Raw genomic sequence first — 24,975 nt, forward strand, 5'->3', positions numbered from 1 at the left:
ACCCGCGAAGAAGCAGACGTGGTCTACAGAGCGAACGGCAGGTGCAAAGCCACCTGCTGGCGCTGCGCCAGACGCACTTCGAACTCGCTCGGGTCATGGATCATTACATCCATTCCGGCAAAAGACTCCGCCGCAATCAGGCGCGACAGCCAGAAGCGCACGCAGCCTACACGCAACATTTCCGGCCACAGCTCGGCCTCGGCGGCAGTGAACGGCCGCAGCGCCGCATAGGCTGCCAGCAGCGCCTGGGCGCGCGGCATATCGATTGCGCCATGCTCATCCAGGCACCAGTCGTTCACGGTGATGGCGATGTCATACAGCATGGGCCCGGAGCAAGCGTTGTAGAAGTCGATCACGCCGGTCAGGTGGGTGCCTTCGAACATCACGTTGTCGCGGAACAGGTCGGCATGCAGGTTGGCCCTTGGCAGTGCCAGGATCTGTGCCTTGTGCGCGCCGATTTCGTCCAGCGCTGGCTGCAATAGCGCGGCTTGTTCGGCAGTCAGGCGTGGCAGCAACTCGGCACCCGAGGCCAGCATCCAGTCCAGGCCGCGGTCGGTGCGGCGCTCGATGATGTGTTCGCGGGTGGCCAGGTGGATGTGCGCCAGCAGCTCGCCGACCTGGGCGCAGTGCTGGGCGTTGGGGGCCTTGATGTGCTTGCCCGACAGGCGTGGTTGCAGCAATGCAGGCTTGCCGCACAGCTCGCGCAGGCCGTTGCCGTCGCGGTCACGAATGGCATACGGCACCGGCATGTCGGCCGCGTGCAGGGTGTCGAGCAGTTCGATGAAGAACGGCATGTCCTCGCTCGGCCCACGCTCGATCAACGTCAGGACGAACTCCCCCTGTTCGAGGCTGACGAAGAAATTGCTGTTCTCGGTACCGGCGGCAATGCCCTGGAAGTCGAGCAGACGGCCCAGCTCGTACGGCGCCAGAAAGGTTTCCAGCTCAGGCCGGGTCACGGGGGTGAAGACTGACATGATGAAAAATTGCCCATACGGGCACTTCCGCCGGGAAGTGCCGGGTTGATGTGAACGGTGCGCGCGTCAGATTACCACTCGAAGATCTTCCAGGACGGTATCAGCATGTCCGGCTGGTCGGATCGAATGAAATTGGCATCGGTGCCATCGGCGCGTACCAGGAAATAAGGCTTGCCGTTTTTCGGTGTGATCTTGATCGCATACAGGAAACCGTTCTGCCGGTATTCCTGGATGGTTTTGTCGCCTTCCGTGCGAATGGTCACCTCGGGATCGGCCGAGGGGGCGTCGTCCGCCGCCAGGGTGACGACAGGCGTGGTTGCCAACAGGCCGAGCAGTAACAGGCGATTGAGTGTACGCATGATAACCTAGTCCCTTTGTCGTCAATGATTCTGGCTATTCTAGCGCCGGACCCGTCGAAAAGGTTGATTCTGCTCATGAGCCAAGCGCCCCTCGTCCTGGTGGACGGTTCCTCCTACCTGTACCGCGCCTTCCACGCCCTGCCGCCGCTGACCACGTCCAAGGGCATGCCGACCGGTGCGGTGAAAGGTGTGCTGAACATGCTCAAGAGCCTGCGCAAGCAATACCCCGACAGCCTGTTCGCGGTGGTATTCGACGCCAAGGGCGGTACCTTCCGTGATGCCATGTTCGCCGAATACAAGGCCAACCGTCCCAGCATGCCCGACGACCTGCGGGTACAGGTCGAGCCGCTGCATGCCAGTGTCAAGGCACTGGGCTACCCGCTGCTGTGCGTCGAAGGGGTCGAGGCCGATGACGTGATCGGTACCCTGGCGCGCAGCAGCGCCGCCCTGGGCCGCCCGGTGATCATCTCGACCGGTGACAAGGACATGGCGCAACTGGTGGACGGCCACATTACCTTGGTCAACACCATGACGGGTAGCGTGCTGGACGTGGCTGGCGTGCACGAGAAATTTGGCGTCGGGCCTGAACATATCATCGACTTCCTGGCCTTGATGGGTGACAAGGTCGATAACATTCCCGGTGTGCCGGGTGTGGGCGAAAAAACCGCTGTGGGGCTGCTGACGGGTATCGGTGGCGGCCTCAGCGACCTGTACGCCAACCTGGACAAGGTGCCGACATTAACCATTCGCGGCGCCAAGACCCTGCCGGCCAAGCTGGAGGAGCACCGTGACTCGGCGTTCCTTTCCTATGAACTGGCCACCATCAAGTGTGACGTGCCGCTTGATGTCGAGGTCGAGGCGCTGGTGTGCGGTGAGCCCGACCGCGATGCGTTGCTGGCGCTGTACACCGAGATGGAATTCAAGAGCTGGGTCGCCGAGGTGCAGCGCGATGCAGCCAGGGCCGGTGATGACATTGCGCCGGCTGCAGAGCCGGCGGCCAAGGTCGAGCCAAAATACGAAACCATCCTAGACCAGGCGCGTTTCGACGTTTGGCTGGAAAAGCTGCGCCAGGCGCCGCTGTTCGCCTTCGATACCGAGACCACCGGTCTGGACGCCCAGCAGGCACAATTGGTTGGCCTGTCGTTCGCGGTCGAACCGCATGAGGCCGCCTATGTGCCGCTGGCCCACGATTATGAAGGCGCGCCGGCGCAGCTGGACCGCGACGCTGTGCTGCTGGCGTTGAAGCCGCTGCTGGAAGACCCGGGCAAGGCCAAGGTCGGGCAGAACGCCAAGTACGATATCAATATCCTCGCCAACAATTCGCCAGCGATCGAGATGCGCGGCGTGGCCTACGACACCATGCTCGAGTCGTATGTGCTCAACTCCACCGCGACGCGTCACGACATGGACAGCCTGGCGCAGAAGTACCTCGACCACAGCACCATCGCCTTCGAGGACATCGCCGGCAAGGGTGCCAAGCAACTGACCTTCAACCAGATCAACCTGGACAAGGCCGGCCCGTACGCCGCTGAAGACGCCGACATCACTCTGCGCCTGCATCATGCGCTGCAGGCCCGCCTGGCGCAGACGCCGAGCTTGCAGCCGGTGCTGATGGACATCGAGATGCCGCTGGTGCCCGTGCTGGCCAAGATCGAACGCCAAGGCGCACTGGTCGATGCTGCACTGCTGCAGGTGCAAAGCGGTGAGCTGGGCGTGAAGATGGCCGAGCTGGAGCAGCGTGCTTACCAGCTGGCGGGTGAGGAGTTCAACCTCGGCTCGCCCAAACAGCTTGGCGCAATCCTGTATGACAAGCTGGGCATGCCAGTAATGAGCAAGACCGCCAAGGGCCAGCCCTCCACTGCCGAAGCGGTACTCGACGAATTGGCCGAGCAGGGCTACCCGCTGCCTGAGGTGCTGATGCAGTACCGCAGTTTGAGCAAGCTGAAAAGCACCTACACCGATAAATTGCCGGGGCAGATCAACCCGCGCACCGGGCGTATCCACACCTCCTACCAGCAGGCGGTGGCGGCTACCGGCCGGCTGTCGTCGAGCGACCCGAACCTGCAGAACATCCCGATCCGCACCGCTGAAGGCCGGCGTATCCGGCAGGCGTTTGTTGCCAGCCCTGGCTACAAGCTGCTGGCGGCGGACTACTCGCAGATCGAACTGCGCATCATGGCCCACCTGGCCAAGGACGAAGGCTTGCTGCACGCCTTCCGCAACGACCTTGACGTGCACCGTGCCACGGCTGCCGAAGTGTTCGGGGTGGCGCTGGAAGACGTCACTACCGACCAGCGTCGTAAAGCCAAGGCCATCAACTTCGGCCTGATCTATGGCATGAGCGCGTTTGGCCTGGCGAAGCAGATCGGCGTCGACCGCAAGCAGTCGCAGGACTACATCGACCGTTACTTCGCCCGCTACCCAGGCGTGTTGGCCTACATGGAGCGCACCCGCGCCCAGGCGGCCGAGCAAGGCTTTGTCGAAACCCTGTTCGGTCGCCGCCTGTACCTGCCAGACATCAACGCCAAGAACCCGGCCCTGCGTAAAGGTGCCGAGCGCACGGCCATCAACGCGCCGATGCAGGGTACTGCGGCGGACATCATCAAGCGCGCCATGGTCAATGTGGATAACTGGCTGAGCGAGAGCGGGCTGGACGCCCGGGTGATCCTGCAGGTACACGACGAACTGGTGCTAGAGGTGCGTGAGGACCTGGTTCAGCAGGTGAAAGATGAAATTCGCCAGCACATGAGCCAGGCGGCGCAGCTGGATGTGCCGCTGCTGGTTGAGGCAGGAATTGGCGCAAATTGGGACGAAGCTCACTGATTGAGCCGGGAAAGCTGTGTAGGATCTGCGATGTAGGGACGCGGATCCTGGCACCGCTAGTGCCGTTGGTGCTGATGGTTCATCAAACTATCGCAAATAGTTTTCAGGGCTCCGGAACTAAACCGGTGAAGCGGGACTCAGAGTAACTGAATGGCTGGTGAAGCCTTTCGATGCTCCTATGTTGTGTTAAGTGTTGGCAGATATCTGGACCCCGCCCTAGCGGTCCGGACTTGGACCCCGAACTTCCCCCTCCCCATACGAAGTCCGGGGTTTTTTTTGCCCGAAATTTGGTCAGGCCGTGCTGACCTCATCGCCGACAAGCCAGCCCCCGCCCAGGTATCACCGCCCTTGAGGCCTGTGCTGTACCTGGGGGAGCCGGCTGCCGGCGATAGGGCCCTCAAACAGCTGGCTTGTCTTCCAGCTCCATCCAGCCCGCCAGCACCCGGTAGGCTTCCTCAACGCCCAAACGCTTGGGCGCCGAGAACAGCTGGATGGTCACGCCATCGCCCCAGCCCTTTCTGATTTCCGACTGCACCTTCAGCAGGGTGTTCTTGCCGGCGCCGTGGGTCAGCTTGTCTGCCTTGGTCAACAGGATGTGCATCGGCATGCCGCTGGCCTTGGCCCAGTCGAGCATCATCTTGTCGAAGTCGGTCATTGGATGGCGCACGTCCATCATCAGGATGATGCCGCGCAGGCACTCACGGCTGCCCAGGTAGGCTTCCAGGTGTTTCTGCCAGTGCTGCTTCAGTGGAATCGGTACTTTTGCATAACCGTAGCCGGGCAGGTCGACCAAACGCCGTTCATCGTCCAGACTGAAGAAATTCAACAGCTGGGTGCGCCCTGGGGTTTTCGAGGTTCGCGCTAGGCTGGCATGAGTCAGGGTGTTGAGGGCGCTGGATTTGCCGGCGTTAGAACGGCCGGCAAAAGCCACCTCGTAACCCTGGTCGTCCGGGCATTGTTCGACCTTGGCTGCGCTGAGGGCGAATTTGGCTTTCTGGCAGAGGCCGAGGATGGGGTTCTTGACTTGCATGGGATTTCCGATGTGGGTGTTGCCAAAGCCTAGGCCGGCAAGCGGTGTCGTTTCCGTTTGGCTGACAGAAGTATATAATGCCCCAGTTTTTGTGTGCCCATTCTCCCAGCGAAGGAGAGCGGGCATGGGGTGCCGAACTATAGCTTGCGCATCAGAACGCAGCGCGTCCCCCAACCCTGTCAGGTCGTTTCGCCTGGCGAAAAGGCTGCTAGCTGTCGGTATGTTCCTGCCGTATTTCAGCGCACAGGCTACACAGGATCCCGAGGTGTTGTACAACCGCACGTGTGCGGCCTGTCACACCGGGCAGTTGCCACAGGCACCCAGGCAGGGTGACCGGGCAGCTTGGGAGCCAAGGCTGGCGCAGGGCATGGATGTACTGGTGAAGCATGTAACCCAGGGTTTCAAGGCTATGCCGCCGCGTGGATTGTGCATGGACTGCAGTGCCGAGGACTACCGTTTGGTCATCCTTTGGATGAGCGGCAGTCCCGATACATAACATTTCACCCTTAGCCGTGTTGGATTAGCTGATGAACAAACTAGTCGTGAGTCTGCTGTTGACCCTGGGTGTCGCAGGTGCGGCCACTGCTGCGCAACCTGTCAAAGGCGATGCCGCCGCCGGTCAGGCCAAGACGGCCGTCTGTGGCGCCTGCCACAACCCCGACGGCAACAGCCTGGCACCGAACTTTCCGAAACTGGCCGGCCAGGGCCAGCGTTACCTGGAAAAACAACTGCACGACATCAAGTCGGGCAAACGTACCGTGCTGGAGATGACCGGCATGCTGACCGCGTTCAGCGACCAGGACCTGGCCGACATCGCGGCCTACTTCGCCAGCCAGAAAGGCAGCGTGGGCGCCGCCGATCCCAAACTGGTTGAGCGTGGCCGCGCGCTGTTCAACGGCGGCGACCTGGAGAAAGGCATGCCTGCCTGCACCGGCTGCCACTCGCCCAATGGCGCGGGTATCGCGCTGGCCGGCTTCCCGCACTTGGGTGGGCAGCATTCGCAGTATGTGACCAAGCAGCTGACCGACTTCCGTGAAGGCAATCGGACCAACGATGGCGACGCCATGACCATGCGCACCATCGCCGGTAAGCTGAGCAACCACGACATCGAAGCGTTGGCCAGTTACATCCAGGGCCTGCATTAACTTTCAGTTAATGTTGTAGGCCAATGATGAAAGGGCGGCCGGGCCGCTCTTTTTTCAGTCCGCAGCCGTTACACTACAGAACTCACGCCGTTGCCGGCCTGTCTCAATACGGGTCGCGTAGAGGCGACTTTCGACTGCTCAGGAGTAAAGCATGCGTAAACTGATTCTCAGCGCCGCGCTGGTCGCCGCCAGCGTGTTCGGTATGACTGCCGTGCAGGCCGCCGAGCCTGTTGCAGGCAAGGAATACATCGAGCTGAGCAACCCTGTTCCGGTTTCCGTGCCTGGCAAGATCGAAGTGGTCGAGCTGTTCTGGTACGGCTGCCCACATTGCTACCACTTCGAGCCGACCATCAACCCATGGGTTGATAAACTGCCCCAAGATGTCAACTTCAAGCGCGTACCGGCGATGTTTGGCGGCCCATGGGACGCCCATGGCCAGATGTTCCTGACCCTCGAAGCCATGGGTGTCGAGCACAAGGTGCACGCTGCGGTGTTCGATGCCATCCAGAACCAGCACAAACGCCTGACCGACCCGCAGGACATGGCCGACTTCCTCGCTACCCAGGGTGTGGACAAGGACAAGTTCCTCGCCACCTTCAACTCGTTCGCCATCAAGGGCCAGGTCAACCAGGCCAAGGAACTGGCGAAGAAGTACGAAATTACTGGGGTACCGAGCATGGTGGTCAATGGCAAGTACCGCTTCGACCTGGGTACCGCTGGCGGGCCGGAAGGCGTGCTGAACGTCGCCGACCAGCTGATCGACAAGGAGCGCGCCGCCAAGTAGGCGGCGTAACCCATGCCCCGCTTCAGAACCACGCGAGGCATTGGCCTGCACCAGCCGCAGGTCAACGAGCATCACCTGCAGGCCTCTGGCCTGCCCCAGGATGGTCGCCTGCGGCTGCTCAGCTTCAACATCCAGGTCGGCATCAGTACCGAGCGTTACCGGCACTACCTGACCCGCAGTTGGCAGCACTTGCTCCCGCACAATGGGCGTGCCGGCAACTTGCAGAAAATCGGTGATCTGCTCGGCGACTTCGACCTGGTGGCGCTCCAGGAAGCCGATGGGGGCAGCCTGCGCTCCGGTTATGTCAACCAGGTCGAGCACCTGGCTCATCTGGGGGCCTTCCCCTACTGGTACCAGCAACTCAACCGCAATCTCGGGCGTTTTGCCCAGCACAGCAATGGCGTGCTCAGCCGCTTGAAGCCCCAGTTGCTCGAAGACCATCCGCTACCAGGGCCGGCCGGGCGCGGGGCGATATTGGTGCGTTTTGGCGAGGGCGAAGATGCACTGATCGTGGTGATGATGCATCTGGCACTCGGCGCCAAGACCCGCGCCTTGCAGCTGGGCTACATTCGCGAGCTGATTGGCGGTTATCGCCACCAGGTGCTGATGGGCGATATGAACACCCATGCAACAGACTTGCTGGAGCACTCGCCGCTGCGTGATCTGGGTCTGATCGCGCCGCAAGTCGAGGCCACCTTCCCCAGCTGGCGGCCTCAGCGTTGCCTGGATCATATTCTGCTCAGCCCAAGCCTCACGCTGGAGCGTGTCGAGGTGTTGGCCCGACCAATATCCGACCACCTTCCCGTTGCTGTCGAGATTCGATTGCCTGATGCATTGACTGTGGATACGCTGCCGGTTTTGAGCTAATTGCCATCACCGTTTGCGGAACCGGGCATGACTGAAGACGCTGAGCGCTGGAAAGAAAAATACCTTAAGAGCATCGAGCAGCAGGAAAAGCTCGAACGGCGTTGGAACGCCCGCCTCGACCTGCTGCGGCGCGGTCTGGTGCGCAGTACCCTGGCGGCCGAAGGTAGCGACAAGGTGGTGGACCAGTGCATGAAGGAAATGCGCGAGGTTATCCGCAGCGACAACATGGACGCTGGCCTTGCCGGGTTGATTCCACGTCTTGAAAAAGCGGTGCTGGACTCGGAACAGCGCCGGGAAACGCGCATGAACCAGGTTGGTGATGCGCTGACCGCGCTGGTTGGCCAGTTGCAGAGCCTACCGCTGCCCAACGATATCTCGCGGCCGTTGAAAAAACTGGCGAAGAAGCTCGACGGCGGCGTCGCCCAGTCCCGTGACCTGCCGCCATTGCTGGGGGAGTTGAGCGGTTTGCAGGGCCGCGCGCTATCGGCCCTGGGTAAGCCGGGCGAAGAAATCCGTCCCGGCTTTCTGCAGCGTTTGTTCGGTAACCGTGAGGATGATGCCCAAGGTGAGCCAGAGCCGGCCCCCGTGCCAGTGCCTGGTGCCGAGACGCCGCCCCCGGCAGCATCGAGCCCTGTCGAGGCCCTGCCGGCTGACGACGTCGATGCTCTGCAACCCCTGCCAACTGCGCCCCCTGCAGCCGAGCTGGCCATGGCGCCCGGGCCGGAGCTGGAGGCAGCAGGCCCGGCACTGATCGAAACCATCGAGCCCCCGCTCGCTTTATCGGTACCGCCACAACCGGACGCAGAACCAGCAGCGCAGGCCGCCGCTAGCGACCCATTGGCTGAGCAAGAGCTGGTGCAGACGCCTGAGGAAGTCCTTGGCGAAGATGAGCCCTATGCCCTGCCCTACGCGGTAGAGCCGCCCTACAGCCAGGTGGCCGCTCACATCGAGCAGACCCTGATCGGCCTGCTCGACGACCTCAGCCTGCCTGAGCGACACAAGGCCCAGGCCCTGGAAATGCGCGAACGGGTTGCCCGCGGGCTGAACTGGTATGAGCTGATCCCGGTGCTGGATGACTTGGCGGTGCTGATGCTGGCGATCACCGACAGTGGCCAGCACGAATTTGAAGCTTACCTGCAGCAACTCAACGAACGCCTGGAAGGTTTCCAGAGCCACCTGCATGAGGCCAGCGCCGGCCACGCCGACAACAGTAGTGCTGCCCGCGAGCTGGATACCCAGTTGCGCGAACACGTCGACGGGCTGCAAAGCAGTGTGCTAGGTGCCGCCGACGTGGACAGCCTGAAGCACATCCTGGAAAACCGTCTGGAAGGCCTGCTGGTGACCATGGATGAGCACAAGCTTGAGCGCGACCGCCGCGAGCAGGACCTGGCAGGCCGCCTGCAAGGGCTCTCGGAGCGGGTGGCGAACATGGAACACGAGGCGCTTGGCTACCGCGAGCACCTGGAGGAGCAGCGGCAGAAGGCCCTGCTCGATCCGCTCACTGGCCTGCCCAACCGTGCGGCCTGGAGCGAGCGGGTTGAGCGTGAAATGGTTGAGTGGCAGGAGAATGGCGGTCACCTGGCGATGGCGATCCTCGATCTGGACCACTTCAAGCGTATCAACGACAGCTACGGGCATCTGGCTGGTGACAAAGTGTTGAAGATCGTCGCCGATCAGTTGCGCAAACGCTTGGGTGCTCGTGACTTCATCGCCCGATTTGGCGGTGAGGAATTCGTCCTGCTCTTGCCGCAGACACCACCCGCTGCAGCTGCCCAGATGGCGGAAGTGCTGCGGGCCACGGTCGAAGCCTGCCCGTTTCACTTCAAGGGTGAAAGGGTGGTAATCACCACTTCGATCGGGCTGGCTGCATTCCACTCCGGGGAGCGCGCCGACCAAGTGCTCAAACGTGCCGATACAGCGTTGTACCGGGCCAAGGACCAGGGCCGCAATCGCGTGCAACAGAACTAGCCGGCCAGCGCAGAGCCACGGCAGGCGCGGCCGTGGCGAGCACGTTATACTGTAGCGCTCATACGCCGAGGCCACTGACGTGCTTTCCACGCTTAAAAAAACCCTGATTTATTCCTTGCTGTTGGCTGTCGCCGGCTGCTCGACCGGCCTGCGCATCGACCGCAGTCACCCTTCGGCCAATCAGGACAACCGCATCCAGTTCGTTGTGCTGCATTACACCAATGCTTCGCTGGAGCGTTCACTGGCGCTGCTCACTCATGGCGAGGTCAGCAGCCATTACCTGATCGGCGATGGTCCGGCGACGGTGTACCAACTGGTGGACGAAAGCCGGCGCGCCTGGCATGCCGGTGATAGCCAATGGCAAGGGCGCACGTGGTTGAATTCCTCGTCCATCGGCATCGAAATCGTCAATCCGGGTTTCACCGACACCCCGAACGGTCGGGTTTGGCACCCTTACAGCGAGGCGCAGGTCGAGGCGTTGATCGCACTGCTCAAGGACATCGTCAAACGCAACAACATCGAGCCGCGTCATATTATCGGTCACAGCGACATTGCCCCGCTGCGCAAGCTTGACCCAGGCCCGTTGTTCCCATGGAAGCGCTTGGCCGATGCTGGCCTGGGGATCTGGCCGGATGCCAATGCCGTGGCCCGTCAACAGGCCTATTTCAGCGTCAACCCGCCCAGCATTGGCTGGTACCAGCAGGAGCTGGCACGCTTTGGCTACCAGATCGAGCAGACCGGCGTGCTGGATGTGGCCACCCGCCATGTGATCGCCGCGTTCCAGATGCGCTTCCGCCCGCAGCGCTTCGATGGCATGCCGGATGCGCAGACGGCGGCGATGCTGCAGGTGCTTAACCGCATGCGTTGATTCGCAGCCCAGGGCTGCTCACACCACAAACGAGCGAAGCGCCAAACGGTGAGGGTGATTATTGATTCAGTTGCTATACCTTAGTAATCAACTGGATGCCCTTGATGTCAGCACTCATCACCCTGCTGCGCCAAATTTTCTACCGTCCCTGGATGCTGGCCACTTTGGCGGCGTTGGCCAGCGCCGCGCTGTTGCTCTCCGCCAGCATCGGCATTGCCCTGCAACAGATGAAGCAAAGTGAGAGTGAGCAGATGAATGCCCAGGGCGAGCGGTTTCTCGACCGCCTTGAGCAGGTGTTCGGCCAATTGCGCGAGGGTGTCGACCTGTTGCAGGCACAGCCGTTGCGCGGCTGTAGCCCGGCGATGCTGGCTGCCTTGCAACAGGTAGGCCTGAGTTCGCGGTTCATCTACGAAGCAACCTATGTGGATGGTGACATTGCTTGCTCCAACCGCGGTAACGAGCGCGCATTCGTGCCACTGCGGCCGCCGGACATCCAGGGCCCGACCTACAGCTACTGGCTCAACACTACCACCGAGCCGAACGAGAACCTGGCTGCTTTGATGCTGGGCCGGGGCAAATTCCTGGTATCCACATCGCGCGGGCACCTGACTGATGTTGTCGACCTGCCCCCGGGCGGCAGCCTGGTGGTAGTGCTGGATAACGGCGCCCGGGCTATCCCGGTGCTGGGCCCGCCCCAGGTATGGCCACCGCCGTCAGCCTGGTCAACCAGCCACAAGTCGCTGCTCGAACTCAGTGACCGGTTGATCTACCGTATGCCAACCAAGTCGCCGGATTATCAACTGGTGCTGATTGCCCCGCGGGCCAGCCTACCGCTGCGGATGAATGGCATGCTTTGGCTGCTGTTCCCTGGTAGCGTGCTTGCGGCCTGCTGCATAGGGTGGCTGGTGTTGCAGTTGATCCTGCAGCGGCGATCGATGAGCTCGGAACTGCAGCATGCCTTGCGCCGTGGCGAACTGCAGGTGCTTTATCAGCCAATCATCGAACTCGACAGCCGGCGCTGCGTGGGGGCTGAGGCCCTGGTGCGCTGGCGCCGCCCCGACGGCTCGCTGACCAGCCCCGACCTCTTCATTCCGCTGGCCGAGAACACCGGGCAGATTCGCCAGATCACCGACTTTGTCCTGCAACGCGTACTTGAACAACTGGGTCAGCTACTGCGCTCGCACCCCAAACTGTACATATCGGTGAACCTGGCGGCCTGCGATGTGATGGTGCCGCGTATTGGCCGGGTAGCGGCGCGCCTGTTGGCCTTGCATCGGGTGGCGGCCAGCCAGATTGCCTTCGAAGTGACAGAGCGCGGCCTGATCGACGTGGTGGTGGCTCGTGACAACCTGCAAGCATTGCGTGCCGTGGGGCACCAGGTGCTGATCGATGATTTCGGAACCGGTTACTGCAGCCTGGCCTACCTGCAGACCTTGCCGGTGGACTGTCTGAAGATCGACAAGGCGTTCATCGATGCCCTCGGCCATGATGCAGCCAGTAGCGGAGTTGCCCCGCATATCATCCGCATGGCCCATGACCTCCACCTGCGGGTGATTGCCGAAGGAATCGAGTGTGAGGACCAGGCGGTACTGCTGAATAGCGAAGGCGTCAATTACGGGCAGGGCTGGCTGTTTGCCCGGCCATTGAACGCCCGGCAGTTTGCCGAGCTTGTCAGCCGTGGCCATCTGCCGCGACGGGTAGAACACTGACTAATCAGCACCGGCCCCTCGCGGACTTGTCGGCGATGAGGCCGGAGCAGGCGATACTCATACCGGCAGGGCCATATAGAACTGGGTACCCTGCCCGGGCCGGGAGAACACGCCCATGCGCCCACCATGCAGTTGCACGATTTCCTTGCACAGCGCCAACCCCAGCCCTGCCCCACCTTTCTTGCGGCCTACCTGCACGAAGGGCTCGAAAATACGCCCTTGCTGACCATAGGCAATACCCTCGCCATTATCCTCGACGCTGATGATTACCCGCTCCGCATGCCGCCGGGCATGCAGGCGGATGCGCCCGCCGCTGGCGGTGTGGCGGATGGCGTTGTGCAACAGGTTGTCCAGCACCCGGTCGAGTTGGGCCAGATCGGCCTGGATGCGCGGCAGTGGTGGTTCCAGTTCCTTGATCAACTCGATCTGCTTATGTGCGGCCTGCTCGGCAAAACGCAGTTGCGCGCGCGCTATCAGCTCGTCGATGGCGCAGGGTGCCAGCTCGAGTTTTTGCAACCCGCTCTGGTAGCGCGAGAAGTTGAGCAGGTCGTTGATCAGCTGGGTCAGCCGCTGCATTTCCTCGCCGATGGTTTCCAGCAGGTCGTTCTCGCGCGCCTCGGGCGGGAACTTGATCCGCTCACGCAGCAGGCCGAAGGCCATGTGCATGCCGGTTACCGGTGTGCGCAATTCATGAGAGGCGCGCAGTACGAATTCGCTGCGAACGCGCTCGAAGGCACGCTGCTCTGTCACATCGTGCAGCACCATCACCGCACCAAGGATAGGCCCCTGCGGGTGGCTAACCGGGGTCAGGCTGTAGGTAAGCAGGCGGCTTTCCTCATCCACCTCCATGTTCAGGTCGTCTGGCGGGCGGTCGAGGCTGCCGCCGCGCAGCACCTGGCGCAGTTGCTGTTCCAGCTCCGGTCGCTGCAAGGCTTCGGCCAGGCTACTGCCTACGCGGCTGTCGTTCCAGCCCAGTTGGCGCTGGGCCACCGGGTTGAGGTGTTCCAGACGGCCTTGACGGTCGATGATCAGCAGGCCGTCGTCGATGCTGTCGAGCACCGCCTGCAAACGCTGCTGACCGGCCAGTAGTTCGTCGATGTTGGTTGCCTGGTGCTTGCGCAAGGCATCAGCCATTAGGCCGAAGCGGCGGGTCAGCAGGTTAAGCTCGGTGGCCTGGGTGACTGGCAGGGTAACGTCGAAATTGCCTTTGCCGAGTTGGTCGGCAGCCTTGGCCAAGGCCTCGATTGGCTGGCCGAAACGCCGGGCGATGTTGTGTGCGGTGACAAAGCCCAATACCAGCACCACCAGGCCCATCAGGCCAAGGACGCCGCTGACCAGCAGGGCCTGATCGCGGGAGCGTTCCTCGCTACGGGTGATGAGTTCCAATGCCTGTTTATGGGAGTCGATCAGGTCAGTGCGCACCTGGTTGAACGCGGCCCCCAGCGGCTGGTCGACACCCATGCTGCGGGCCGGCGCGGGGCTGTCGCGGTAGGCCTGGAGGAACGTCTGGTAGTTGCTGCTGGCTTTGCTGAAACCGGTGCGTTCGCCGCCTTGCTCCAACCCTTGGTTGAGCAGGTTCTGGAAGTTGTCCTGCAGCAACCGCAGGCTTTCCGGAGCGGTGTCTTCATCGAGGATAAGGGTCAGCTGTTCGCCCAGGTTCTGTCGCAGCTTCAGCCCTACCTCCAGGGCATGGGTGGTGTCTTGCACCAGTCGCTGTTGCACGGTGGCCATCTGCAGCACGCTGACCAGGCCCAGCAGCAGCCCGAGCAACGCCACCGTGACCAGGGCCGAGATGCTGAGGAAAAGCCGCGTGCGCAGCTTCATGGGTGGCCACTTCACAGGTTGTACTGCTTGCGTTTGCGGTACAGGGTCGACGCGTCGATGCCCAAGGTCTTGGCCGCTTGGTCGAGCGTATCGCTGGCGGCCAGTACGGCTCCGATGTGGGCGCGCTCCAGTTCATCCAGGCTAAGCGCGGCACCCACGCGCGGGGCATTGCCAGTGGGTTGTTCGCCCATGCCCAGGTGGGTGATCTCCACCCGTTCCTGTGGGCAGATGATGCTTGCCCGTTCTATCACGTTGCGGAGCTCGCGAATGTTGCCGGGCCAGCGGTAATTGAGCAGGGCTGTGCGAGCCTCATCACTGAAGCCTCGGGCGGGACGGGAGTACTCCTTGACGAAGCGGGCAAGGAAGCGGTCTGCCAGGGTCAGGATATCTTCACTGCGCTCACGCAGCGGCGGCAGATGCAGGGTGATGACGTTCAGGCGATACAGCAGGTCTTCACGGAAGCGGCTTTCGCGCACCATTTCTTCAAGGTTCAGGTTGGTGGCAGCCAGGATTCGCACGTCGGCACGGCGGGTAACCGGGTCGCCGACGCGCTCGTATTCCTTGTCCTGGATGAATCGCAGCAGCTTGGGTTGCAAGGTCAGCGGGAAATCGCCGATCTCGTCGAGGAACAGTGTGCCGCCATCAGCCTGGCTGACCCGCCCCAGGGTGCTCTCGCTGGCACCGGTGAAGGCGCCGCGGGTATGGCCGAACAGTTCGCTTTCCATCAGTTCGGCGTTCAGCGATGGGCAGTTGATGGTCACGCAGGCTTTGCGCGCACGCTTGCTCCAGCCATGGATGGCGCGGGCCAACTCGCCTTTACCGGTGCCGGACTCGCCAAGAATCAGAATGTTGGCGTCTGTGGTGGCAACCTGGCGGGCGGTTTCCAGCACCGCCATCATCGCCGGGCTGTGCGAGTCGAGCCCATCCTTGGGTTTGCGCACTTCACCTTCCAGCGCCTCAAGGCGTGCAGAGAGCTGGCGCACTTCCAATTGCTTGGCGGTGGCCAGGCGTAACTGGTCGGGGCTGCACGGCTTGACCAGGTAATCGGCGGCACCGGCCTGGATGGCGTCTACTGCGGTGTCGATCGCCGAGTGCGCGGTGACGATCACCACTCGCATCCACGGGGCCTGGATACGCATCTGCGCCAGTACATCCAGCCCGTTGTCTTCACCCAGGCGCAAATCGAGAAAGCACAGGTCGAATACCTGGCGCTGTAACAGGGTTTCGGCCTGGGCAGCGCTGTTGGCCGTGGCCACGCTGTAGCCCTCGTCCTCCAGGCAATAGCGGAAGGTGCGCAGGATCGCGGACTCGTCATCCACCAGCAGAATGCGGCCTTGGTTGTCCTGGGCTGATTCCATTTCCTGCGCTCCTTTGAGATAGATCTGTATTTAGTGTGGGAAAAATCGGGCAAGTTGCATGGTCAATTCTGAAGGATTCTGTCCTTTGCATGCTAGCCAATGGCCAAATGATGCCTGCAACCCGCGTTTTTCCAATGATTTGCTTAGAGGTACGCGGTGGCACATTGGTTGCGAGGATTTTCACCTTTTGCCCAAAAGGAGCCACTGCCATGCCCTTTCCCCTGCCTAGAGCCGTGTTGGCAGCCACCCTGCTGACAGTATTTACCCCGGCATTCGCCGAGCCGGTGCAGGACGCCCGTCTGGAAGGCGCGCTGCAAACTGCCTTGTCACTGAACCGCATGCTCAACCCGTTCCGCATCAAGGTCGAGGTGGATGGCAAGCAAGCGCGGCTTTCCGGTGAGGTAGAGAACAACGTCGAGCGGCAGTTGGCCGAGGATGTGGCGCGGGCTACCCACGGCATCGAACAGGTGGATAACCAATTGCAGGTCAATCCCGAACTGGTGGAGCGCCCGCTGGAACTGCGTGCCTACGCCCAGAGGCTGGAGGACGCCACCCTGGCGGCGGTCATCCGGGCACGGCTGTTGTGGAGTCGCACCACCGAGAAGGCACCCATAGACGTGCAGAGCAACCAAGGCGTGGTGACGCTGCGTGGCCGGGTCGATAGTGCTGAGGCCAAGGAGCTGGCGGGCGTGGTGGCGCGTACCACCGACGGGGTGTATCTGGTCAACAACCTGGTCAGCCTGGATACCGCCGCCATGGCCAAGGCGCGGCAATCCCCCGTCGGGGCGCCCGAGGGGCCGCAGCCAAGCGACAGCTGGATCATCGACAAGGTCCAGAACAGTTACCGCTTCAGCCGCAACCTGGATGGCCTGAACCTGAAAGTGGCCAGCGTGGACGGCATGGTGCGGTTATCGGGAGAGGTAGTCAGCGCCGAGCAGAAAACCATCGCGGTAGATATCGCCCGCGAAATCATCGGCGTGCGTGGGGTGGATGCCGACCTGCTGAAGGTGGCGACCAAGGTCGAAGGCTGATCGTGCAATTCGCACGACCCCATGGGCGGCATCGTGCAGTATACGTCCTTGGCGGTTTTGGTGGGTGTCATTAAGTCATTGTTTTTAAAGGATTTTATTTAATTTCAAAGACTGGCATGCAGGCTGCAATTACCTGTTCAGGTTTGAACAAAAATTACAGCAGGAGGAGCCGGCATGAACCGCCAATCCGTCAACCGCTCGCAGATCGCCGCACTGCCTCTTCGCCAGATGCTGTCCCTCGGCATGGCGCTGCTGCTGACTCTGGCCGCTGGCCTGTTCTATTACAGCTGGCAGACCGCGCGCCTGGCCGAGCAAGTGGCAGCGCAGACTGCCTTGTTGACGCAGATTCAGGCAACCCGTGCCAATACTCTGGTCAAGGCCGCAGAGCCAGTATCTGGCGGCCGGGCCACTGCTTCGCCGACCACTGTGGAAAATGTCGTACCCCAGGACCGTTGGGTGTTCTGATCCACTGGCCGAACCGATTCCGCAAAAGAAAGGAGAATCACCATGCTGAGCTGGGCTATCACTTTCCTCATCATCGCCATTGTCGCCGCTGTACTGGGCTTTGGTGGTATCGCCGGCGCCGCGACGGGTATCGCGAAGATTCTGTTCATTGTCTTCCTGGTGCTGTTCGTAGCTTCTTTCTTCTTTGGACGTGGACGAGGTTGAAAATGAGCAGGAAGCTCCGTTCAGCCCTGGCTGCCGCCCTGTTACTGGGTAGCAGCGCGGCGGCGATGGCGGCCAATGACGGCCAGGTCCGGGTCGACCAGTTGCTCGGCTCGGACCCTGAGTACCGGGAAACCTGGCAGGACACGATCAAGGGCGAGGAACGCCTGCCTGATTGGGTGGTCAATCTGACCGGCAGTGCCCAGCAGCAAATGTCCGCAGTTACCGAAGAGGGTGACAAGTACTTGGTCGGCCCGTTGTGTGAGGCTGAGGACAAGTGCACCTTCAAACGCCTGATCGTGGCGTTCAGCTGGGACAAGGATGATGCCTACGGGATGCTCGTAGAGGTACCTGAAGGCTTGCCGAAGGACAAGTCGCCTACCCGACATGCGCAATACCGTTGGATAGGCGAGCCCGACGATGGCATGAAGGCCATGCTGCAGGAGCAGCTCAAGCGTGATCCGAACTGGTACTGAGCGGTTAGTGCCGGTACCCAAGAAAGGTCACGCACTGTCACGTAATAGAAGCTGAACCTTTCTATAGTTCAGCCTTCTATGATGCGCCGCCTCGAGGAGGGGCAGCACATGACCATGGGGCCGGGCTGTTCTGATTGTTGCAGGATCGGAGTGGCCTAGGGGTACAGGGAGTGCCTCCAGCGATGGGCCGGGTCAGGAAAGGCGGAATCGGAAGCATCAGGTCGGCGGTGTCAAGGGACACCATGCCAGACCTGACTTCCGAGGAGCCATGTAGGTTCTATCGCTTTGCTTGCGCGTTTTTTCCTTTGGGACACATTTTGTCTCGACCGTACATCAAATTTTTTTCTTACCCCGTACTGCTTGTTCAAGCGGTATTTCGGCCATTCGGATTGTCGAACAAGCCATCTTCAATGCCCTTTGTGTACCGCTGATTCTGCCGAAATATGGCGGTTTGGTCTTGTTCGGGATTCCGAACGTTATAAATCAAGCACTTGCGACACCCCTGAGGTGCCATAAAACAGTATGCACAAACGGTATGGGGTATGCGTTTCCGGCATTAGATTTCCCACCTTGCCATCGCAATAGTTGCCGCCTTTTTCGCTGGCCAGAGCGCCCTGTCGCTCGCCTGCGGTGTCCTTACATGAAGTCGCCGGGTGAAACATTGCTGCCCGTGACCTGGCCACGGCTGTGTCACGCACGTTTCCGCCAAGCGCCATGACCACTAGAACAAAGGGTAAAGACATGAAGAAGGCAAAACTGAGCCTCGCTTGGCAGATCGTCATCGGTCTGGTCCTGGGCGTTGCAATCGGCGCGCTGCTGAACCACTTCAGCGCAGAAAAGGCCTGGTGGATCAGCAATGTCCTCCAGCCCGCCGGTGACATCTTCATTCGCCTGATCAAGATGATCGTCGTCCCGATCGTGATTTCGTCGCTGATCGTGGGTATCGCCGGGGTTGGCGATGCGAAGAAACTGGGCAGCATCGGCCTGAAGACCATCATCTACTTCGAAGTGGTGACCACCATCGCCATCGTCGTCGGCTTGGTTCTGGCCAACCTGTTCCACCCGGGCGCCGGTATCGACATGAGCACCCTGGGTACCGTGGACATCTCCAAGTACCAGGCGACTGCGGCCGAGGTACAGCATGAGCATGCGTTCATCGAAACCCTCCTCAACCTGATCCCGTCGAACATCTTCGCTGCGCTGATGCGTGGTGAAATGTTGCCGATCATCTTCTTCTCGGTGATGTTCGGCCTGGGCTTGTCGAGCCTGCAGGCAGAGTTGCGCGACCCGCTGGTGCGGACCTTCCAGGCCGTATCGGAAACCATGTTCAAGGTCACCCACATGATCATGAACTACGCCCCGATCGGCGTGTTCGCCCTGATCGCCGTGACCGTGGCCAACTTCGGCTTCAGCTCGCTGCTGCCGCTGGCCAAGCTGGTACTGCTGGTGTACTTCGCCATCGCCTTCTTCGCGTTCATGGTGTTGGGCCTGGTTGCTCGCCTGTTCGGCTTCTCGGTGATCAAGATCATGCGCATCATGAAAGATGAACTGATCCTCGCCTACTCCACCTCCAGCTCGGAAACCGTGCTGCCGCGGGTGATCGAGAAGATGGAAAAGTACGGTGCACCGAAGTCGATCTGTTCGTTCGTGGTACCGACCGGCTACTCGTTCAACCTTGACGGTTCGACCCTGTACCAGAGCATCGCGGCCATCTTCATCGCCCAGCTGTACGGTATCGACCTGTCGTGGAGCCAGCAGCTGCTGCTGGTGCTGACCCTGATGGTCACCTCCAAGGGTATTGCCGGGGTCCCGGGTGTGTCCTTCGTGGTGCTGCTGGCTACCCTGGGCAGCGTGGGCATTCCGCTGGAAGGCCTGGCCTTCATCGCCGGTGTAGACCGCATCATGGACATGGCCCGTACTGCGCTGAACGTCGTGGGCAACGCTTTGGCTGCATTGGTCATTGCTCGCTGGGAAGGCATGTACGATGCGGCGAAGGGCGAGAAGTACTACGCCTCGCTGATGACTGAAAAGCGGGAAGCCGCAGTGGTTGGCGAAGCTGCCAAGCGCTGAGCCTGATGGCTGCCTGACCAAGAGCCCCGACTTGTCGGGGCTTTTTGTTGTCTGCGATTCTCCAGGCCTTCGTGGTTCTCTGTAGGCGCGAGGTCGCCAGTCAGGGGCTGCGATACGCTATCATTCGGGCATTTTTCAGGGGGAACACTCGGATGCTCAACGGCCTTTGGCTCGGCTTTTTCCTGGTGGCGGCGGTGTCCGCCATGGCCCAATGGCTGGTAGGCGGCAACGCAGGCATTTTTGCAGCGATGGTCGAGAGCATCTTCGCCATGGCCAAGCTGTCGGTCGAGGTGATGGTGCTGCTGTTCGGCACGCTGACCCTGTGGCTGGGCTTTCTCAAAATCGCCGAAAAGGCCGGTATCGTCGAATGGCTGGCCAAGGTGCTGGGCCCACTGTTTGCCCGCCTGATGCCGGAAGTGCCGTCGGGCCACCCGGCCTTGGGCCTGATCACCATGAACTTCGCGGCCAATGGCCTGGGCCTGGACAACGCTGCCACGCCGATCGGCCTGAAGGCCATGCGCGCGCTGCAGGAGCTGAACCCCAGCAGCACCACGGCGAGCAATGCGCAGATCCTGTTCCTGGTGCTCAACGCCTCGTCGCTGACCCTGCTGCCGGTGACCATCTTCATGTACCGCGCCCAGCAAGGCGCGCCCGACCCAACCATGGTGTTTCTGCCAATCCTGCTGGCCACCAGTGTCTCGACGCTGGTTGGCTTGCTGTCGGTTGCGGTGATGCAGCGCCTGCGCCTGTGGGACCCGGTGGTGCTCGCCTACTTCATCCCTGGCGCCTTGCTGCTGGGTGGCTTCATGGCCTTCCTGGGCACGTTGTCGGCGGCGGCGTTGGCCAGCCTGTCATCGATCCTGGGTAACCTTACGTTGTTTGGCGTGATCATCCTGTTCCTGGTGATCGGAGCCTTGAGGCGGGTGAAGGTGTACGAAGCCTTTGTAGAAGGCGCCAAGGAAGGCTTTGACGTAGCCAAGAACCTGCTGCCCTACCTGGTGGCGATGCTGGTGGCTGTAGGTGTGCTGCGCGCATCAGGGGCGCTGGAGCTGGCGCTGGACGGCATTCGCCATGCGGTGAACTGGATGGGCCTGGATACGCGCTTCGTCGAAGGCTTGCCGACTGCGCTGGTCAAGCCGTTTTCCGGCAGTGCGGCGCGGGCAATGCTGATCGAGACCATGCAGACGCAGGGGGTGGACAGCTTCCCGGCGCTGGTGGCGGCGACCATCCAGGGCAGTACCGAAACTACCTTCTACGTGCTGGCGGTGTACTTTGGTGCGGTGGGGATCCAGCGCGTGCGGCATGCGGTGGGTTGCGCGCTGCTGGCCGAGTTCTCGGGTGTGGTCGCGGCGATCTTCATCTGCTACTGGTTCTTCGGCTAATCGCCATGATGTGACTGCACGGGTCTTGGGCCTGTGCAACCCGGTGGGAGGGGCAGCCCTCCCCCCTATCAGGAGCTTAGCCAGCGGGAACGCTGCTCGCCTGGGCGATGGTCCACCTCACCACCTGCCCGGTCAGCTGGTCACAGGCCTGGCCAAACCCGGCTACCACCGCTGACACCTGCTTGTCTGCCAGCGGCTGGCGGATCTCGAAGCGTTTGCTGGCAAGAATGCGCTGGGTCCGGCCCTGTACCAGCCGTGCGTCATAGCGGATCACCACCTCCACCGCCCCGCCTGCACGGTATTCCGTCTGGAAGGCCTGCAGTTCTCCCGCCAGTTCGTAGTCAGCCTGCAGGTTGCTGTCATCGGCGCTCAGGCGCTGCACCTGGCCGTCACGCTGGAAGCCATCGAGCAGGCGGTTGCGCAGCAGTATCGGTACCGCATCGCTCCAGCGCGCGCCCTTGTAGCTGCTGACCACATCGCCTTGGGGAATCACGGCTATCCGTGGCCCTGCCAGCACTTCGCTGGCCAAGGGCTTGTTCAGGCGCAGCGACCAGTCCAGCGGCGCTGCTGCACGGCTGGCCTGGTTGACTGGCAGGCGGTACAGGTCGACAGGTTCGCTCTTGGGCAGGATCGAACAGGCACTGGCAAGGCTCAGCGCGGCCGCGAGGGCCAGCAGGCGCAGCGACGGTTTCATGGCTGGAACTCCTTGTTGTTGTCGCGACCGAGCAGGTAGCCGCTGGGGTCGGCTTCCAGTTGCCGGGAGATACCTTTGAGGGCGTTGAGGGTTTCGCGCAGCTCGCGGATGGCCGGGGTCAGCTGGTTCAGGCCCTGGGCGCCGTCACCGATGGCGTCGCTGTTGTCTTTGAGCAGGCTATTGATGGTCGCAGTGCTTTCGGCCAGCGACTGCATGGCCTGCTCTGCGCTGCCGATGGCTTGCTTGCCCTGGGTGCCCAACAGGCCGTTGGCATTGCGCATCAGTGTCTGGGTTTCGGCCAGGGTGGCACTGGCCTGCTTGCCTACCTGTACCAGTTGTTCGATAGCCGCGGCGATACTGCCGTGCTCGCCGGCAAAGGCGCCGGTAGTCTTGTCGAGGTTGGCCAGGGTGTTGCTGAGGTGGCCGATGTTGTCCTCGGAGAACATCTGGTTGGCGTTGTGCAGCAGCAGGTTGATGTTGGTGACCAGGTCGCTGCTGTCGTTGAGCAGGCGCGAGATGGGCGATGGCGAGGCGATGATCAATGGCAGCTTGCCATCCTTGCCTTTCAGCTCGGGGCTTTGCGGGGTACCGCCGCTGAGCTGGATGAACGAGTTACCGGTCACCCCAGCCAGGGTCAGCTTGGCCTGGGTGTCTTCCTTCACCGGGGTATCGCCGCTCAGGCGCACACGAGCCAGTACCCGGCGCGGGTCTTTCGGGTCCAGGCGCAGGGTGGAGACGTCGCCCACCTTGATGCCGTTGTACTGCACCGGGCTACCCCGGGACAGGCCGGATACCGCCTCGTTGAACACCACTTCGTAATCCTTGAAGGCGTCATCGACGCTGGACTTGGTCAGCCATAGGCCGAACAGCATGGCGCCGGCCACCACCAGAACGGTGACCAGGCCGATAAGAACGTGATGGGCTCGGGTTTCCATTGTTCAGCGCTCCTGCCCGATGCGTGTGGCGGCCCGTTCGGCAGCGCGCCCGCGTGGGCCGTGAAAGTATTCTTGGATCCAGGCGTCGTTGGTCTGCTCGACCTCGGCCAGGGGGCCGGCCACCAGGACCTTTTTCTGCGACAGCACGGCGATGCGGTCGGTGATGGTGTACAAGGTGTCCAGGTCGTGGGTGATCAGGAACACCGACAGGCCCAAGGCGTCACGCAGGGTCAGGATCAGCTGGTCGAACGCGGCGGCACCGATCGGGTCCAGGCCTGCGGTCGGCTCGTCGAGGAACAGGATGTCCGGGTCCAGGGCGAGTGCGCGCGCCAGCGCGGCGCGTTTGATCATGCCCCCTGACAGCGAGGCCGGGTATTTGTCGGCGGCTGAGATCGGTAGCCCGGCGAGTGCCAGCTTTACCCCGGCCAGGTGTTCGGCGTCGGCACGGGACAAGCCGGCGTGCTCGATCAGCGGCAGGGCCACGTTTTCGGTGACGGTCAGGGAAGAGAACAGCGCGCCCTTCTGGAACAGTACGCCAAAGCGCCGCTCGACCAGCGAGCGCTGGTCTTCGCGCAGGCCGGCCAGGTCCTGGCCCAATACCGTGATCTGCCCTTCGTTGGGCCGGCGCAGGCCGATGATGCTGCGCAGCAGCACCGACTTGCCGCTGCCCGAGCCGCCCACCACAGCGAGAATCTCGCCGCGGTACAAGTCCAGGTCGAGGTTTTCATGCACCACCTGGCGGCCGAAGCGGTTGCAGATGCCGCGTGCTTCGATCACGCGCTCTTTACCATTCACCAGCCCATCTCCATGCAGAACAGGGCAGCCACCGCATCCAGCACAATGACCACGAATATCGACTGCACCACCGCCGAGGTGGTGTGTGCCCCCACCGATTCGGCACTGCCGCTGACCTTGAAGCCTTCAAGGCAGCCGATGGCGGCGATAAGGAAGGCAAAGAACGGTGCCTTGGCCAGGCCCACCAGGAAGTGCTGTACGCCGATGTCGCTTTGCAGCAGCGACAGGAACATGGCCGGCGAGATATCTAGCGTCAGGGCGCACACCACCGCACCGCCAACGATGCCGCAGATCATTGCGACAAAGGTGAGCAACGGCAGCGAAATGAGCAGGGCCAGAACCCGGGGAACCACCAGCAGTTCCATGGGGTTGAGGCCCAGGGTGCGGATGGCGTCGATTTCTTCGTTGGCCTTCATCGAGCCGATCTGTGCGGTAAAGGCGCTGGCAGTGCGGCCAGCCATGAGAATGGCGGTCAGCAGCACGGCGAATTCGCGCAGGAACGAAAATGCCACCAGGTCGACGGTGAAAATGGTCGCGCCGAAGTCGGCCAGCACCGTAGCCCCCAGAAACGCCACCACTGCGCCCACCAGGAAGGTCAGCAAGGCGACGATAGGTGCCGCATCCAGGCCGGTCTGTTCGATGTGCGCAACTACTGGGGTGATGCGCCAACGATGGGGCTGGATGGCGCGGCGCAGCAAGGTTTCGAGGATTACACCGATGAAGCCGAGCAGCTGCATGCTGTCTTGCCACAGTGTACCGACGGCGCAACCGATGCGCTCCAGCAGCAACAGCAGCACGTTGCGCTCGGGCTCCTTGACCGGAATGCAGTAGTCCTGGACCGAGCAGTAGACATTCTTCAGCAGCGCGCGGCTGGCTTCGGGCAGTTCTTGGGTGCAGCGTGACAGGCGCTCGGAGCCGAGCAGTTCGGCCAGAAGCGAAGCGCCGGCGGTATCCAGGCGGCCCAGTTGGCTTAGGTCGGCGACGGTGTCGGCAGTGTACTGCGAACGCAGCTGCTCGCTCTCGCGCTTGAGGCTGGCGTAGTGCGCCAGGGTCCAGTCACCGGTGATGCGCAGGCGGGCCGGATGGCTGCTGGTGTCCAGGGTGGCGCTGGGGATGGTCACAGGCTCCATGCATTTGACTCGGCGCTAAGGCTTAGGGGCTGATCATAGCGCAGTGGGCATGGGCTGTTTGGTGATTATGTGCTGTGTGTAGGGGGC

23 protein-coding genes are annotated in these 24,975 nt (G+C 61.9%); 14 read left to right on the forward strand and 9 right to left on the reverse strand.

The annotated features are described in order from the left end of the window. Positions 1-23 precede the first annotated feature (23 nt). Positions 24-974: a homoserine kinase gene (locus OO258_RS24545; protein WP_110743558.1), complete on the reverse strand. Its 951-nt coding sequence runs from the start codon at positions 972-974 to the stop codon at positions 24-26. 71 nt (positions 975-1,045) lie between these two features. Further along, positions 1,046-1,333 carry a DUF2782 domain-containing protein gene (locus OO258_RS24550; RefSeq protein WP_003252997.1) on the reverse strand — a complete coding sequence of 96 codons (288 nt, stop codon included), beginning with the start codon at positions 1,331-1,333 and terminating at the stop codon, positions 1,046-1,048. 75 nt (positions 1,334-1,408) lie between these two features. On the opposite strand from OO258_RS24550, the gene polA reads away from it, so the two are divergent. Further along, positions 1,409-4,156, forward strand: coding sequence for a DNA polymerase I (gene polA / locus OO258_RS24555; protein ID WP_266033743.1), 2,748 nt, complete (start codon positions 1,409-1,411; stop codon positions 4,154-4,156). A gap of 397 nt (positions 4,157-4,553) precedes the next feature. On the opposite strand, the gene yihA is transcribed toward polA, so the two are convergent. Next, on the reverse strand, positions 4,554-5,186 hold the full coding sequence (gene yihA / locus OO258_RS24560) for a ribosome biogenesis GTP-binding protein YihA/YsxC (protein ID WP_110743560.1): 633 nt from the start codon (positions 5,184-5,186) through the stop codon (positions 4,554-4,556). Positions 5,187-5,379: 193 nt separating this feature from the next. Here yihA and OO258_RS24565 point away from each other — a divergent pair, with 193 nt between their 5' ends. From OO258_RS24565 to OO258_RS24595, 7 genes are all read left to right on the forward strand, one after another. Continuing rightward, positions 5,380-5,682, forward strand: a complete 303-nt coding sequence (locus OO258_RS24565) for a c-type cytochrome (RefSeq protein WP_110743610.1) — start codon at positions 5,380-5,382, stop codon at positions 5,680-5,682. A 31-nt stretch (positions 5,683-5,713) separates the two neighbouring features. Further along, positions 5,714-6,331 (forward strand): c-type cytochrome, encoded by a 618-nt coding sequence (locus OO258_RS24570; RefSeq protein WP_266033746.1) that lies wholly within the window; start codon positions 5,714-5,716, stop codon positions 6,329-6,331. Between the two features lie 151 nt (positions 6,332-6,482). Beyond that, entirely contained in the window at positions 6,483-7,115 is a 633-nt protein-coding gene (dsbA, locus tag OO258_RS24575) for a thiol:disulfide interchange protein DsbA (RefSeq protein WP_266033750.1), read from the forward strand. 12 nt (positions 7,116-7,127) lie between these two features. Next, positions 7,128-7,982 (forward strand): endonuclease/exonuclease/phosphatase family protein, encoded by an 855-nt coding sequence (locus OO258_RS24580; protein ID WP_266033752.1) that lies wholly within the window; start codon positions 7,128-7,130, stop codon positions 7,980-7,982. A gap of 27 nt (positions 7,983-8,009) precedes the next feature. Then, positions 8,010-9,950 (forward strand): diguanylate cyclase, encoded by a 1,941-nt coding sequence (locus tag OO258_RS24585; protein ID WP_266033755.1) that lies wholly within the window; start codon positions 8,010-8,012, stop codon positions 9,948-9,950. Between the two features lie 79 nt (positions 9,951-10,029). Then, on the forward strand, positions 10,030-10,818 hold the full coding sequence (locus OO258_RS24590) for an N-acetylmuramoyl-L-alanine amidase (RefSeq protein ID WP_266033757.1): 789 nt from the start codon (positions 10,030-10,032) through the stop codon (positions 10,816-10,818). A 104-nt stretch (positions 10,819-10,922) separates the two neighbouring features. Further along, entirely contained in the window at positions 10,923-12,527 is a 1,605-nt protein-coding gene (locus tag OO258_RS24595) for an EAL domain-containing protein (RefSeq protein ID WP_266033760.1), read from the forward strand. 57 nt (positions 12,528-12,584) lie between these two features. On the opposite strand, the gene OO258_RS24600 is transcribed toward OO258_RS24595, so the two are convergent. Continuing rightward, positions 12,585-14,351: a KinB sensor domain-containing domain gene (locus OO258_RS24600; RefSeq protein WP_266033763.1), complete on the reverse strand. Its 1,767-nt coding sequence runs from the start codon at positions 14,349-14,351 to the stop codon at positions 12,585-12,587. Between the two features lie 11 nt (positions 14,352-14,362). Continuing rightward, positions 14,363-15,709, reverse strand: coding sequence for a sigma-54-dependent response regulator transcription factor AlgB (gene algB / locus OO258_RS24605; RefSeq protein WP_110743568.1), 1,347 nt, complete (start codon positions 15,707-15,709; stop codon positions 14,363-14,365). 209 nt (positions 15,710-15,918) lie between these two features. Between algB and OO258_RS24610 the strand changes: the two genes are divergently transcribed. From OO258_RS24610 to OO258_RS24635, 6 genes are all read left to right on the forward strand, one after another. Then, entirely contained in the window at positions 15,919-16,740 is an 822-nt protein-coding gene (locus OO258_RS24610) for a BON domain-containing protein (RefSeq protein ID WP_266033770.1), read from the forward strand. A gap of 174 nt (positions 16,741-16,914) precedes the next feature. After that, complete coding sequence (locus OO258_RS24615; protein WP_266033773.1) at positions 16,915-17,205, forward strand: hypothetical protein; 291 nt, start codon at positions 16,915-16,917, stop codon at positions 17,203-17,205. 42 nt (positions 17,206-17,247) lie between these two features. Further along, complete coding sequence (locus OO258_RS24620; RefSeq protein WP_003252966.1) at positions 17,248-17,409, forward strand: DUF1328 domain-containing protein; 162 nt, start codon at positions 17,248-17,250, stop codon at positions 17,407-17,409. Positions 17,410-17,411: 2 nt separating this feature from the next. Next, a complete protein-coding gene (locus OO258_RS24625) occupies positions 17,412-17,882 on the forward strand; it encodes an inhibitor of vertebrate lysozyme family protein (RefSeq protein ID WP_266033776.1) in 471 nt (156 codons plus the stop codon). Between the two features lie 741 nt (positions 17,883-18,623). Further along, positions 18,624-19,952, forward strand: coding sequence for a glutamate/aspartate:proton symporter GltP (gene gltP / locus OO258_RS24630; protein ID WP_266033779.1), 1,329 nt, complete (start codon positions 18,624-18,626; stop codon positions 19,950-19,952). A 152-nt stretch (positions 19,953-20,104) separates the two neighbouring features. Next, positions 20,105-21,334, forward strand: coding sequence for a nucleoside recognition domain-containing protein (locus tag OO258_RS24635; protein ID WP_110743573.1), 1,230 nt, complete (start codon positions 20,105-20,107; stop codon positions 21,332-21,334). A 76-nt stretch (positions 21,335-21,410) separates the two neighbouring features. Here OO258_RS24635 and OO258_RS24640 read toward each other — a convergent pair whose 3' ends face one another. From OO258_RS24640 to OO258_RS24655, 4 genes are read right to left on the reverse strand one after another with little or no spacing between them, the layout of a single operon-like run. Beyond that, on the reverse strand, positions 21,411-22,028 hold the full coding sequence (locus OO258_RS24640; RefSeq protein WP_266033783.1) for an ABC-type transport auxiliary lipoprotein family protein: 618 nt from the start codon (positions 22,026-22,028) through the stop codon (positions 21,411-21,413). Then, a complete protein-coding gene (locus OO258_RS24645; RefSeq protein ID WP_266033786.1) occupies positions 22,025-22,963 on the reverse strand; it encodes an MlaD family protein in 939 nt (312 codons plus the stop codon). Before OO258_RS24645 ends, OO258_RS24640 begins: the two co-directional genes overlap by 4 nt. 3 nt (positions 22,964-22,966) lie before the next feature. Then, complete coding sequence (locus tag OO258_RS24650) at positions 22,967-23,758, reverse strand: ABC transporter ATP-binding protein (RefSeq protein WP_266033789.1); 792 nt, start codon at positions 23,756-23,758, stop codon at positions 22,967-22,969. After that, the gene (locus tag OO258_RS24655; protein WP_266033792.1) at positions 23,755-24,888 is read right to left on the reverse strand and encodes an ABC transporter permease; all 1,134 of its coding nucleotides are present in this window, start codon (positions 24,886-24,888) and stop codon (positions 23,755-23,757) included. The genes OO258_RS24650 and OO258_RS24655 overlap by 4 nt, the downstream gene beginning before the upstream one ends. Positions 24,889-24,975: the final 87 nt, after the last annotated feature.

The sequence above is a fragment of the Pseudomonas sp. DCB_BI genome (assembly GCF_026240995.1).
Taxonomy (GTDB): domain Bacteria; phylum Pseudomonadota; class Gammaproteobacteria; order Pseudomonadales; family Pseudomonadaceae; genus Aquipseudomonas.